Annotated in this window: 11 protein-coding genes; 9 read left to right on the top strand and 2 right to left on the bottom strand. The window is 64.7% G+C overall.

The window, feature by feature from the left end:
* Nucleotides 1–2: 2 nt before the first annotated feature.
* The 7 genes from IIE29_RS01225 to IIE29_RS01195 all read left to right on the top strand — a co-directional run bounded on the left by IIE29_RS01225 (nucleotide 3) and on the right by IIE29_RS01195 (nucleotide 9,584).
* The gene (locus IIE29_RS01225) at nucleotides 3–467 is read left to right on the top strand and encodes a MarR family winged helix-turn-helix transcriptional regulator (protein WP_209323377.1); all 465 of its coding nucleotides are present in this window, start codon (nucleotides 3–5) and stop codon (nucleotides 465–467) included.
* A gap of 15 nt (nucleotides 468–482) precedes the next feature.
* A complete protein-coding gene (locus tag IIE29_RS01220; protein WP_209323376.1) occupies nucleotides 483–1,427 on the top strand; it encodes a 2-hydroxyacid dehydrogenase in 945 nt (314 codons plus the stop codon).
* Nucleotides 1,428–1,608: 181 nt separating this feature from the next.
* Nucleotides 1,609–3,321 carry a dihydroxy-acid dehydratase gene (gene ilvD / locus IIE29_RS01215; protein WP_209323375.1) on the top strand — a complete coding sequence of 571 codons (1,713 nt, stop codon included), beginning with the start codon at nucleotides 1,609–1,611 and terminating at the stop codon, nucleotides 3,319–3,321.
* A gap of 514 nt (nucleotides 3,322–3,835) precedes the next feature.
* Nucleotides 3,836–4,819 carry an ABC transporter permease gene (locus IIE29_RS01210; protein ID WP_209323374.1) on the top strand — a complete coding sequence of 328 codons (984 nt, stop codon included), beginning with the start codon at nucleotides 3,836–3,838 and terminating at the stop codon, nucleotides 4,817–4,819.
* A gap of 1 nt (nucleotide 4,820) precedes the next feature.
* Nucleotides 4,821–5,738, top strand: a complete 918-nt coding sequence (locus IIE29_RS01205) for an ABC transporter permease (protein WP_209323373.1) — start codon at nucleotides 4,821–4,823, stop codon at nucleotides 5,736–5,738.
* Nucleotides 5,731–7,836, top strand: a complete 2,106-nt coding sequence (locus IIE29_RS01200; RefSeq protein WP_343071751.1) for an ABC transporter ATP-binding protein — start codon at nucleotides 5,731–5,733, stop codon at nucleotides 7,834–7,836. Before IIE29_RS01205 ends, IIE29_RS01200 begins: the two co-directional genes overlap by 8 nt.
* 50 nt (nucleotides 7,837–7,886) lie before the next feature.
* A complete protein-coding gene (locus IIE29_RS01195; RefSeq protein ID WP_209323371.1) occupies nucleotides 7,887–9,584 on the top strand; it encodes an ABC transporter family substrate-binding protein in 1,698 nt (565 codons plus the stop codon).
* A 77-nt stretch (nucleotides 9,585–9,661) separates the two neighbouring features.
* Here IIE29_RS01195 and IIE29_RS01190 read toward each other — a convergent pair whose 3' ends face one another.
* The gene (locus IIE29_RS01190; RefSeq protein ID WP_209323370.1) at nucleotides 9,662–10,252 is read right to left on the bottom strand and encodes a hypothetical protein; all 591 of its coding nucleotides are present in this window, start codon (nucleotides 10,250–10,252) and stop codon (nucleotides 9,662–9,664) included.
* Nucleotides 10,253–10,305: 53 nt separating this feature from the next.
* Between IIE29_RS01190 and IIE29_RS01185 the strand changes: the two genes are divergently transcribed.
* A complete protein-coding gene (locus IIE29_RS01185) occupies nucleotides 10,306–11,247 on the top strand; it encodes a D-2-hydroxyacid dehydrogenase family protein (RefSeq protein WP_209323369.1) in 942 nt (313 codons plus the stop codon).
* A 107-nt stretch (nucleotides 11,248–11,354) separates the two neighbouring features.
* Here IIE29_RS01185 and IIE29_RS01180 read toward each other — a convergent pair whose 3' ends face one another.
* Nucleotides 11,355–12,176 (bottom strand): aldo/keto reductase, encoded by an 822-nt coding sequence (locus IIE29_RS01180; RefSeq protein WP_209323368.1) that lies wholly within the window; start codon nucleotides 12,174–12,176, stop codon nucleotides 11,355–11,357.
* Between the two features lie 205 nt (nucleotides 12,177–12,381).
* Between IIE29_RS01180 and IIE29_RS01175 the strand changes: the two genes are divergently transcribed.
* A complete protein-coding gene (locus tag IIE29_RS01175) occupies nucleotides 12,382–13,347 on the top strand; it encodes a hypothetical protein (protein ID WP_209323367.1) in 966 nt (321 codons plus the stop codon).
* Nucleotides 13,348–13,403: the final 56 nt, after the last annotated feature.

The following is a 13,403-nucleotide window of genomic DNA, read 5'->3' as shown; positions in this document are numbered from 1 at the left end:
CGATGACCGAGATCAAGTTCGGACTGGGCCGGGATCTGCTCGCGCAGAGCTCGTGGCGAGTGTACTTCGAGACCTCGCAGCGGATCCGGCAGGCCCTCGAGGCGCAGCTGAAGGAGGACGCGGGCCTGACCGTCAGCGACTACAACACCCTGCTCCTGCTCTGGGAAGCGCCCGAGCGGACACTGACGATGAGTGCCCTGGCGAGGAAGCTCGTGTTCTCGCCATCCCGGCTGAACTACCGGATCAAGGTGCTCCAGGACGCGGGACTGGTGCTGAAGACCGAGTGCGCCGACGACAGGCGGGCCCACAATGTGGCGCTCACCGAAGCCGGCGCACGGGCCTTCCTCGCCGCCGGACAGAGGCACCGCGGTTATGTCGACGAGGTGTTCCTCGACCATGTCAGCGACGAGGAACTCGAGGTCATCCGCAGCGTGTTCGGTCGGATCTCCCGCGCGCTGCCCGAATAGTGCCACAATGAGGGCATGTCCCTCACCACCATCGCCTTCCCGAATTCCGAACTCCGCGACCGGGTGATCGCCCAGATACCCGCTCATCAGCGGGCGAACGTCGACCTCGTCGTCTTCTCCGATGCCGAACGATCCGCGAAGCTCAGCCGCGACGATGTCGACGTCGTCGTCCTGCCCTACCTCGGCTCGGGACCGACCATCGAGATGCTCGACGAGCTGCCGAACCTCCGGCTCGTCATCACCCAGACAACCGGCTACGATCCCGTGGCCCACCTGCCCGAACGCGGCATCGAGGTGGCCACCGCCTCGGGCGTGCACACCGGCGGGACCGCCGAGCTCGCGCTGGCGCTGACCCTGGCGAGCCTGCGCGGCATCGACGATGCCGTCCGATCGCAGGTCTCGCGGAGCTGGGCTCACGAGCGTTACCGGTCCCTGCAGGACCGGCGCGTGATGGTCATCGGCGTCGGAGAGATCGGCGCCGCCATCGCCGATCGCTTCGCCCCCTTCGAAGTCGACCTCACGCGCGTGGCCTCGTCCGCCCGCGACGACGACCGGGGGCACGTCCACGGCGTCGACGAACTCCCGCAGCTGCTGCCCCACACCGAGGTCGTCGTCCTCATCACGCCGCTCACCGAGGGCACGCACCACCTCGTCGATGCCGAATTCCTCGGACTCCTTCCCGACAATGCGCTCATCGTCAATGTCGCTCGCGGCAAGGTCGTCGACACCGAGGCGCTCGTGGCCGAGCTGTCGACCGGCCGCCTCCATGCCGCCCTCGACGTCACCGATCCCGAGCCGCTGCCGCGCAATCACCCGCTGTGGGGGACCCCGAACACGCTCATCACTCCGCATGTGGGAGGGGACACCTCGGCGTTCGAACCGCGGGTGGTGAAGATCCTCGCCGATCAGGTCCGTCGGATCAACGACGGCGAGCAGCCGATCAACCTCGTCAGGGCCTGAACCGACCGCAGCAGTACGAAACGATCGCAGCGGTGCGGACCGAACTCAAGGGCACACATTCCTCACCGAATGCGAGCGTCCTGGTCTGTCGTCGGCGCGGAACGCCGTCGGTTGCCCAGATGAGGTTCCACCATGCGAGAGTCGGGCGTGCGGATGCTGAAATCCGGCGTAGCATGCCTGCATGAGCATCGATACAGACACCACCACTCCGGACATCAAACCTCGGTCTCGCGATGTCACCGACGGCCTCGAAGCCACCGCCGCGCGCGGCATGCTTCGCGCCGTCGGCATGGGCGATGACGACTGGGTGAAGCCGCAGGTTGCGATCGCGACCTCGTGGAACGAGATCACTCCCTGCAATATGTCCCTGCAGCGTCTCGGCGCGGCCGCCAAGGAAGGCGTCCACGAGGCCGGCGGCTTCCCACTGGAGTTCGGAACCATCTCGGTCTCGGACGGCATCTCCATGGGCCACGAGGGCATGCACTACTCGCTGGTCTCCCGTGAGGTCATCACCGACTCCGTGGAGACCGTGATGAGCGCCGAGCGCCTCGACGGCTCGGTCCTCATGGCCGGCTGCGACAAGTCGATCCCCGGCATGCTCATGGCCTCGGCCCGCCTCGGTCTCTCCAGCGTCTTCCTCTACAACGGCTCGATCATGCCGGGCACCGCGAAGCTCTCGGACGGCACGGAGAAGGAAGTCACTCTCATCGACGCCTTCGAGGCCGTCGGCGCCTGCCGCGCGGGCACCATCACCCAGGGCGACGTCGATGCCATCGAACGTGCGGTCTGTCCCGGCGAGGGAGCGTGCGGCGGCATGTACACGGCGAACACCATGGCCTCGGCCGCCGAGGCCATGGGGATGTCGCTGCCCGGTTCGGCCGCCCCGCCGGCCATCCACCGCAACCGCACGATGTTCGCACGCAAGTCCGGCGAAGCGGTCGTCAACCTGCTCCGCCGCGGAATCACCGCCAAGGACATCATCACCCGCGAATCGCTGCACAACGCGATCGCCGTGGTCATGGCCTTCGGCGGTTCGACGAACGCCGTGCTCCACCTGCTGGCGATCGCCCACGAGGCGGGGGTCACCCTCGAGCTCGACGACTTCAACCGGATCGGCGACAGGGTTCCGCACCTGGGCAACGTCAAGCCCTTCGGCCAGTACGTGATGAACGATGTCTTCAAGATCGGCGGCGTGCCCGTGGTCATGAAGGCTCTGCTCGATGCCGGACTGCTCAACGGCGACTGCCTGACCGTGACCGGCAAGACCGTGGCCGAGAATCTCGAGTCGATCAACCCGCCGGACCCCGACGGCAAGATCCTCCGCGCGCTGAACAACCCGATCCACGCCACCGGCGGTCTCACCGTGCTGCAGGGCTCGCTGGCACCTGAAGGCGCCGTGGTGAAGTCCGCGGGCTTCGACGCCGATGTCTTCGAGGGAACTGCTCGTGTGTTCGACCAGGAGAAGCCGGCCATGGACGCCGTGCTGAACGGCGAACTGAAGAAGGGCGACGTCGTGGTCATCCGCTACGAGGGGCCCAAGGGCGGGCCGGGGATGCGCGAGATGCTCGCGATCACCGGCGCCATCAAGGGCGCGGGCATCGGCAAGGACGTCCTGCTGCTCACCGACGGCCGCTTCTCCGGCGGATCGACCGGTCTGTGCATCGGCCACATCGCCCCAGAGGCCGTCGACGGCGGCCCGATCGCCCTGGTCGAGGACGGAGACAGGATCACCGTCGACATCGCGGCCCGGTCCATCGAACTCCACGTGGACGAGGAGGTGCTGGCCGAGCGCCGGAAGACCTGGACGATCCCGGACAACCATCGCCTGACCGGGGTGCTCGGCAAGTACGCGAAGCTCGTGCAGTCGGCCTCGAAGGGCGCGGTCTGCTTCTGATCGCAGGAACTTCCACCATCGGGTGACACCGCGGCAGCGGAACGTGACCCGAGCATGAAATCGCCGAGGCGGTGCTGACATCCTGTCGGCACCGCCTCGGCGATCTGTGTGCGATTTCACCGACGCTCTGTTCGAGGATTCGTCGGCGCTCTGTGCGCCGATTCGCCTCACTCCGGCCTCGGATGCACCTCGCGTTACCGAATCGTAATCGCGGCGTGTCGCACGGATTTACGCGGAATGACGGGGCTGTGCGGCACGAATACTGCAAGGCAGGTTTGTGCGACGGGTCACAGGCGGATACAGTGAAAACACGTTCAGTCGACTGTGAGGGATCATTGATGATTCACACATCTGGGCTGATCAGAGCATTGCATATCCCAAAGGAATCTTGATCGTCGATGATGCACACCTCCTTCCCGATCCGCGAAGAGATCTACGCTCAGCTCCCCGGCCCGATGCACCATTCCGCCTCCCCGAATGAGACTCGGCTGATCATGGCGTCGTAGTCGACGCCATGGGGAAATACGTACTCCGGCGGTTCATCAATTACTTCATTCTCGCGTTCATCGCGACGGTCACCGCCTATATCGCCTCCAGCTCTTTCATGGATCCGGCCGCCCGGTATCGCGGACAGAATCCGCCGCTGTCCGAAGCATCGATCCGGGCCATCCTCAATGGGCACGGCACGAACCCCGATGTCCCCGTCCTGGAGAGGACCTGGGCCTGGCTGACGAACATCTTCCTCCACGGTGACTTCGGCACAACCGTCCACAACTCTCCGGTGGTCCAGGAGATCCTCGTCCGCGCCGGGGTCAGTCTCAAACTGCTGCTCATCGGGTCGATCATCGGTGCGGTCCTCGGCGTGGTCCTCGGCGTCTGGGGCGCGGTCAAGCAGTACAAGGCGTCCGACCAGACAGTGACCTATGCGTCCTATCTCGTCATCGCGACTCCGACGTTCGTCATCGGAGTGATCCTCATGATCATCGCCACCGGCTTCAACCGTCTGCTCGGGACCACCCTCATCCGATTCACTGGTGACTACACGGCGAATATCGACCCCGGATTCCTTCCGTGGCTGGCCGACCAGGTATCGCACATGCTGCTGCCGACTCTGGCGCTCGTGCTCATGGGAGCCGCGACCTACTCGCGCTACCAGCGGTCGGTGATGCTCGACGTACTCGCCTCCGACTTCATCCGGACCGCACGCTCGAAAGGTCGGACTCGCAAGACCGCCCTGGTCAAGCACGGCGTGCGCGTCGCACTCATCCCCATGTCGACGTACTTCGCCTACGCCTTCGGCACCCTGGTGGCCGGTTCGGCGATGCTCGAAGTCGTCTTCTCGTGGAATGGCATGGGCCAATTCACCATCAACTCGATCCTGCAGTCCGACATCAATGCGGCCGCAGGCTCCGTCCTCTTCGTGGCGGTGCTCACGCTGCTGGCCTCGACTCTGTCCGAGGTCCTCTACGCCGCACTCGACCCGAGAGTGAGGATCTGACATGGCAACCGATATTCCGATCTCCACCGAACCCGACACCGAGACGGTGTCGAAACGGTCGAAGCCGACCTCCCGAGCGATGCTCATCTGGCGGCGGCTGCGGTCGACGCCGCGCTTCTGGGTCGGCGGTGTCCTTCTCCTCTTCTTCGTCCTCTTCGCGTTCTTCGGAAACACGATCAACATCTATTCGCCGACCGACCAGGACGTCTTCGCCCTCAATGAGCCGCCTAGTTCGCAACATTGGTTCGGTACGAACACCATCGGTCAGGACATCTACGCCCAGACCGTCGTCGGCCTGCAGAAGTCCCTGCTCATCGGCATCATCGCCGGTCCCTGCGCGAGCATCCTCGCTGCGATCATCGGATCGACGGCCGGGTACTTCGGCGGTCGCGTCGAAGTCATCATCGTCTGGTTCATCAACCTTCTGCTCGTCCTGCCGTCGTTCTTCATCCTCGTGCTGATGGCGCCCCTGCTGAGACAGCTGTCGTGGATGGCCATCGTCGTCTTCCTCGTGCTCTTCGGCTGGATGATCATGGCGCAGGTCGTCCGCAATCAGACCAAGGCGATCAAGGATCGTGACTTCGTCAGGGCCGCTCGCTACATGGGCGTTTCGACCCCGCGGATCCTCAGCCGCCACATCATCCCCAACGTCGCTTCTATCCTCATCGTCGACGCGACCCTCGGCGTCGTCTCCGCGATCATCGCCGAGACCTCGCTGAGCTACTTCAACCTGGGCATCCAGAAGCCCGACGTCTCGATCGGAACCCTCTTGGCTGACGGATCAGGGGCGGCGGCCACCCGCCCCTGGCTGTTCGTCTTCCCCGCGGGAGTCCTCGTGCTCATGCTCTTCGCCATCAGCCTCATGGCCGATGCACTCCGCGATGCGATCGATCCGACCTCAGGAGTCAACCGTGACTGAAACCCTCGACATCGATCTGCAGCCCCTCAGCGCCGAGGCCCCCATCCTTCAAGTCGCAGATCTGAGCGTGACGTTCCCCAACCCGCAGGGAGACGTCCAAGCGGTGCGCGGCGTGAACTACGAGGTCAGACCCGGAGAGTTCCTCGGCATCGTCGGCGAATCGGGTTCCGGCAAATCGGTGTCCTCGATGGCCGTGATGGGACTTCTTCCCTCGACGGCGAGAGTCGAGGGCTCGATCCGCTATCGTGGTCGGTCGCTGTTGGACATGACCGACCACCAGATGTCGAAGCTGCGCGGGCGTGAGATCGCCATGGTCTTCCAGGATCCGCTGTCGGCGCTGACCCCGGTCTACACGATCGGGGAGCAGATCTCCGAAGGTCTGCTCATCCACGACCCGGGCATGTCGAAGGAAGCGGCGAACGACCGGGCGATCGAGCTGCTCAAGATCGTCGGGATCCCCGCGCCGGAAAGACGCGTGAACTCCTACCCGCACGAATTCTCCGGAGGAATGCGTCAGCGAGCGATGATCGCCATCGCCATAGCCAACGATCCGGACCTCATCATCGCGGACGAGCCGACCACGGCTCTGGACGTGACGATTCAGGCCCAGATCCTCGAGGTGCTGCAGAAGGCGCGCGAGATCACCGGCGCTGCCATCGTCCTCATCACCCACGATCTCGGAGTGGTCGCGGGCAATGCGGATCGGATCGCGGTCATGTACGCCGGCCGACTCGTCGAGACAGGGGGAGTGGACCAGGTCTTCAGCAATCCGCAGATGCCCTACACCACCGGGCTCCTGCGTTCGGTTCCCAACCTCGCGACAGCAGGCACCCAGCGTCTCGTTCCGCTCGAAGGCAAACCGCCGTCGCTGTCGAATCTGCCCGCCGGGTGCCCCTTCGCTCCGCGCTGCCCGATCGCTGTCGAAGTCTGCCGCGAGGTCGAACCCGAACTCATCGAACACGGTGTCGAGGGAGTCGAAGCCGCCTGCCACCGTGCTGATGAGATCGCCCGCGGGGATCTGTCGGCCCAGGACATCTACCCGCGCCCGGAACCGGTGGCGACGCGTGTGAGAGACGACGAAGCTCCGCACATCCTCGAAATCACAGGCCTGCAGAAGCACTTCCCGCTGCTCAAGGGGGCAGTGTTCAAACGTCAGATCGGCACCGTCAGGGCCGTCGACGGAATCGACTTGGAGATCAGGGCCGGACAGACGCTCGGCCTCGTCGGTGAGTCCGGCTGCGGAAAGTCGACGACGATCGGCGAAGTGCTCGAAATGGTCGCCCCGCAGAAGGGTCGGCTCGTCATCAACGGCATCGACGTCGCCGATCTGAGCAAGCGCGAACGCTTGGCGATGCGCAAGGACGTGCAGGTCGTGTTCCAGGACCCGATGGCCGCCATCGACCCGCGTCTGCCTGTCGGCGAGGTCATCGCCGAGCCTCTGACCGTGCACAGGGTGCCTGCGCAGGAGCGCAGCGACAAGGTCGCGCAGATGCTCGAACTCGTCGGCCTCGACGCGTCGATGGCCGAACGCTATCCGCACGAGTTCTCCGGTGGGCAGCGCCAACGCATCGGCATCGCCAGAGCACTCGTGACGAATCCGAAGCTGCTCGTCCTCGACGAGCCGGTCTCCGCCCTGGACGTGTCCGTCCAAGCCGGTGTCATCAACCTGCTCGAGGACCTGCGCGACAGCCTCGGGCTGTCCTATCTCTTCGTCGCGCACGACCTTGCCGTCGTCCGCCAGATCTCCGATCACGTGGCCGTGATGTACCTCGGGCGAATCGTCGAATACGGTGCATCCGATGAGCTCTACCGGCGTCCTCGCCACCCGTATACGCGAGCACTGATGTCGGCGATCCCGGTGCCGGACCCGAGGATCGAACGCACCCGGGAGCGGGTGCTGCTCTCGGGAGATCTGCCCAGCCCGACGGACGAGATCTCCGGATGCAACTTCCGCACCCGGTGTCCGCTGTTCGCCCTCCTGCCCGACGGCGACCAGCAGCAGTGCCTGACTGAGGATCCCCGGCCCCGACCGGTGGAAGCCGAACTCGTCGCATGCCACTACGCAGAGCGGATCACGGAACTCGACTCCACGAGCTGAGGGCCCCTCCAAACCACCTCGAGGAACACCACATCAGAAATGAGGAACTCATGAGAATGAGGAAGAAGGCGACAATGGTCGTCGCCGCGACCGCAGCGCTGGGATTGGCTCTGTCGGGCTGCCAGCAGGCGAACAAGGACTCCGGTGGAGTCGACAGCGACAAGGCGAATGAAGAGATCTCCGGTCTGCCCACCACCGACTACCAGAAAGCCTCTTATGACGAGGTCAAGGACGGCGGCTCGCTGACCTACCCGATGACCGAGGTCCCGGCGAGCCTCAACTACTACCATGCTGACGGCGCGCATGTGGACAACAACAACATCTACGGCACCTCCCTCGGCGGACCGGTGAGGATCAAGGACGACGGCACCTGGGAAGTCGATAAGAACTATGCCGAAAGCGTCGAGATCGCCAGTGAGGATCCGCTGGTCATCGACGTCAAGCTCAACAAGAACGCCGTCTGGGAGGACGGCACGCCGATCGACGTCGAGGACTACAGAGCCTTCTGGAAGACTCAGAACGGATCGAACGAGAAATACGAAGTGGCCTCGACCAAGGGTTACGAGGACATCGAGAAGATCGAGTCCGGCAAGGACAAGCACGAGGTCAAGGTCACGTTCAAGACTCCGAACATCGACTGGCCGAACTACATCGGCGCCTTCCTGCCGAATGAGGTCTCCGAGGACGTCGACGCGTTCAACGAGGACTACACGAAGAAGGTCCTGCCGTCGAACGGACCGTTCAAGGCGAAGAAGGTCGACCACAAGTCCGGTGTCATCACCATGGTCAGGAACGACAAGTGGTGGGGCCAGGAGCCGAAGCTGGACAAGGTGATCTTCAAGGTCGTCTCGCAGGCGCAGCAGGCACAGGCCTATGCGAACAAGGAGATCGATCTCGTCGACATCGGCACCGACGGCGACGCCTACAAGACCGCCGGCAAGCGCGAAGACGGTGAGATCTTCAAGTCGCAGGGCATGCAGTGGACCCATGTGACGATGAATGCTGAGAAGGGCGCGCTCAAGGAGCAGGAGGTTCGTGATGCGATCGGCCATGCGATCAACCGGGAAGCCATCGCCCAGGCGGCGATCGGACCCGTCGAAGCCCCGGTGACCCTGGTCAACAACGTCACCTTCATGCCCGGCCAAGAGGGCTATCAGGACAACACCGACGGCGGCCTCGACTTCGACCCCGAGGCCGCGAAGAAGATCCTCGATGACGCAGGGTGGACCGAAGGCGACGGGGGAGTGCGGGAGAAGGACGGCGAGAAGCTCGAGTTCAGCATCGTCGTGCCCGCTGACACAGCCTCGAACGCGCAGCGGGCCGAGCAGATCATGAAGGATCTCAACGAGATCGGCTTCAAGATCGAGATCGAGACCGTGCCCGTGGCCGCCTATTTCGCCGACCACGTGCTCAACGGCAACTTCGATATGGCCACTTTCACCTGGGAGGGGACCGCGTTCCCGATCTCCTCGGGCTCGAACCTGTTCTATCCGGCCGACTCGGAGCAGAACCATTCGAAGATCTCCAGCGATGAGATCGGAGAGAAGTTCAAGGCCGCGACCAAGACCCTCGACCCGCCCGAGGCGAAGAAGCTCGCGAACGAAGGCGATGCCGCTGTGCTCAAGCTCAAGCCTCTCATTCCGTTCTACCCGACACCGTATGTATGGGGCGTCAGAGACGATGTCGTCAACCTCGGCCCGCGTCAGCTCGAGACGCCGGACTGGACGGAGATCGGTTTCAAGGGATGATGTTCTGACCGCCTGAGACCAGCGAAGACCCGGCCCCGTGGGATCCCGTTTCCCGCGGGGCCGGGTCTTCGCTGTTCTCAGATCAGACCGACTGCCACCAGCAGGGCGAGGACCACGGTGACTCCGATGACGCCGAGACTCCAGGGAGTCTCGACATCGACGGCCTCCGGCGAGCCGTCCCCGTCGCCGGATACGCAACGCTTCGCCCGATCGTCGGCCTGAGTGCGCTCCCACCTCCGGAGCAGCTCGAAGGACGGGTGGCTGTCCATGGACTCCGGCCGGGTTCCGCCGGTCAGCCCCGAATCGATCTTCCGCCGCGGCATCCCCGGTGCGTTCCACGGTCGGATCGTCTGCACGGTCCCGTTCGCCGAGGCGGCTTCGATCGTCACCACCGAACCCAGCCTGATATCGCCGATGCGGGTGAAAGGCACCGTCGTCGTGCGAAGGAGCTCACGCACTGCGACCTGCTCGCGCCCGACGATGAGCGCCGGTCGCCAGAGCACGAGAAAAGCGATCCAGCCGATGAGCAGCAGAGACGGGCCGAAACGGCCGATGGTGTCCCAGGCGCCGCGGACGAGTGCATCGCCGAGGAGGGCGGCGAGGAAGACCCAGACGACGATCGTGATGATCGGGCCACTGCGTTGTCTCAGGATGATCTCTGCGCTCACCGGGCCAGCTTATCGCTCTACGATGGAGGTCCCACGGACTCAGGAGGGACAGCATGCGCATCGTCGTGCTCGATGACTATCAGCAGGTGGCGGCCGATTTCGCGGACTGGAGCAGCCTCGGTGCCGAGGTCGAATTCGTTCCGCGCCCCATCCGGGATGACAGTGACCTGGTCACGGTGCTCAGCGGCGCCGAGGTGGTCGTGGCGATGCGGGAGAGGACCGCGTTCACAGCCGACCGTCTTGCCCTGCTGACGGATCTGCGACTGCTCGTGACCACGGGGCGGGTGAATGCCTCCATCGATGTGGAGGCGGCGCGTGAACGTGGCATCGTGGTCTGTTCAACCGACTCGACGACCTCGGCAACACCGGAGCTGACCTGGGGCCTCATTCTGTCGGTGCTGCGCAGCATCCCGGTCGAGGATGCCTCTGTCAGAAACGGAGGATGGCAGACGACGGTCGGGGGAGACCTCGACGGGCACCGCCTCGGGGTGATCGGCCTGGGACGCCTGGGAACGAAGGTCGCCCGGATCGGGGCGGCGTTCGGGATGGAAGTCGTGGCCTGGAGCCAGAACCTCGACGCCGAACGGGCCTCGGGTCTGGGAGTGCGGGCAGTGAGCAGGGAGGAGCTGTTCTCGACCTCCGATGTGGTCACGATCCACTACAAGCTCAGCGATCGCAGCCGCGGCCTGGTCTCGGCGGCGGAACTTCAGCTCATGAAGCGAAGCGGCATCCTCGTCAACACGTCCCGGGCGGGGCTCGTCGACACCGACGCCCTCCTCGCGGCCCTGGACGAGGGACGGATCCGAGGCGCGGGCCTCGACGTCCACGACCTCGAACCGCTGCCGGCCGACCACCCGCTGCGCTCGGCGCCGCGCACGGTGCTCACTCCGCACCTGGGATATGTCACCGAGGACACCTACCGGATCTTCTTCACTCAGGCGGTCGAGGACATCGCCGCCTGGGCGGACGGACAGCCGATCCGCGTGCTCGGCTGAGCGCGGAGCCGGAAGCCACGACGAAGCCGCCGAAGAGTCGAAACTCTCCGGCGGCTCGGTCAGCGTTCGGACGAGTGTGTTCGGCCGACTCGCCCGACCGCGGTGGATCAGTTCACCTCGGCGGGATCGGCCGAGACGCGGCCGCCGTTCTCGAGGGCGTCGATGGACGCCATCTCGGAGTCGCTGAGCTCGAAGTCGAAGACATCGAAGTTCTGCTCCATCCGGTCGCGGTTGTTCGACTTCGGGAACAGGATGTGGCCCTTCTGCAGGTGCCAGCGGATGATGGCCTGGGCCCAGGACTTCTCATGGGCGGCGGCGATCTCGCCGATGACGGTGCTCGCGTAGTCGACATTGCCCTGGCCCAGCGGCCCCCAGGCCTCGATTCTGATGTCGTTCTCGGCCAGCAGGGGACGGGTGTCGACCTGCTGGAACTGCGGGTGGCATTCGATCTGGTCGACCGCGGGGATGATGCCGGTGTCGAGGATCTCCGGCAGGAAGCGGTGATCGAAGTTCGACACGCCGATCGAGGTGGTCAGTCCCTGGTCACGGTATCCGGGGAAAGCCTCCCAGGTCTCGACGGAGTTGTCGTTGGCCGGGGTCGGCCAGTGGATGAGGTACAGGTCGACATGGTCGAGGCCGAGCTTCTCGAGGCTCTCTCCGAGCGCACGCTTGGACTCCTCGGCACCGTGGCGATCGTTCCACAGCTTGGTCGTCACGAAGAGCTCGTCACGGGCGATTCCGGATTTCGCGATCGCCTTGCCCACGCCTTCTTCGTTGCCGTAGACGGCGGCGGTGTCGATGTGGCGGTAGCCGACCTCGAGGGCGTCGGTGACGATGCGTTCGGTCTCCTCAGGATCGACCTTGAACACGCCGAAGCCCAGCTGGGGAATGGTCTTGCCGTCGTTGAGAGTGAGTGTGGGAACCGTCATGGTGCCGCCTTTCGTCACAGGTTGTCTGGTCTGCTCGGGCATCCGGGTGCGATGCTTCTGCCTGATCAGGCGCTGATTTCGCGCCGTCACGAGCCTATAACGTCAGCAGACGCTGGTGGAATTCCGCTGTCGGCGTCACCACCTGTTCCGAGACTGTCACGACCGCGGCCGCCACGGCCCGGGACGGTGACCATAAGGTGAGAGCATGGAACGGAGAAGCAGCCGAGGGACAGTGTCGATCGCGTTCGTGCTGGCGATCGTCCTCCTCGGGCTGGTCGGATGCGTCCCGAGACCCGACCTCAGCGACCGAGGAGAGGAGATCGCGGACGCGCTCAGGGGGATGCCCGGAGTCGACGAGGTCGTCCATCTCTATCAGAACGGATTCGACGCCGGTCTGGTGCTCAGTCACCAGGTCCGAATGGCGGCGGGGGCGAGCGACGATGAGGTCGTCGGTGTCGCGTCGACCCTCAACAGCGAAGTCGGCCTCGAATTCGACGACTACAACCGCGAACTGAGATTGCTGCTGACCGGGTTCACGATCGATATCCGAGGGGTGCCAGACGTCGATGCGCTCAGACAGCGGCTGGCCGGAATGAAGAGGCTGAGCTCGACCCTTCACGCCGAGCCCTTCACCTGGGAGGTCCGCAACGACGACGAAAGCGAGGGCATTCTGACGATCGGTGAGACGAATGGACCCGCCGATGAGGCGCTGACTGCTTTCACGGATCTGATCGGGAGCGAACCGACGCGCGTCAGCTTCTCGCCCCATCACGGGCCCAGGTGGGACGTGAGTTTCCCGTACTCCGTGCAGGCGCAGAACAGACTCCTCGCGGCCCTTCGTCCCGGCGTGCCCGAGGACGTCGACACGATCGAGATCAGAGATGATCGGGTCAATCGCGTCTCCGCCGATCTGGACAGCGCCACGGACGTGACGACCCGGCTGATGATCGTCATCGACACGATCGCTGGCGGAACCTCATCGCCGTGGACTCTGAGGTGGTCGGTGGCGACGCCGAACCCGAGCCACCTGGCGACGGGAGCGACGGTGAGCGTCGGAGGCTGCGACTACGCCCATGACAGCGAGTACGAGCGCGAACCGGCCAAGCACTTCACACAGGACGCGATCGCCGTCCGCGACCGGCTGCGAGCGAAGTACGACACCTGCGGCTGATCCTCCTGGCTCGATCCGTCGCGCCCGGCCCGTCGCGCCCGGCCCCTCGGGCCCGG

The sequence above is a fragment of the Brevibacterium renqingii genome, from assembly GCF_017808095.1.
GTDB lineage: Bacteria > Actinomycetota > Actinomycetes > Actinomycetales > Brevibacteriaceae > Brevibacterium > Brevibacterium renqingii.
Note: the sequence above shows the minus strand (reverse complement) of the source record. Positions and strands in the feature narration are given on the sequence as shown.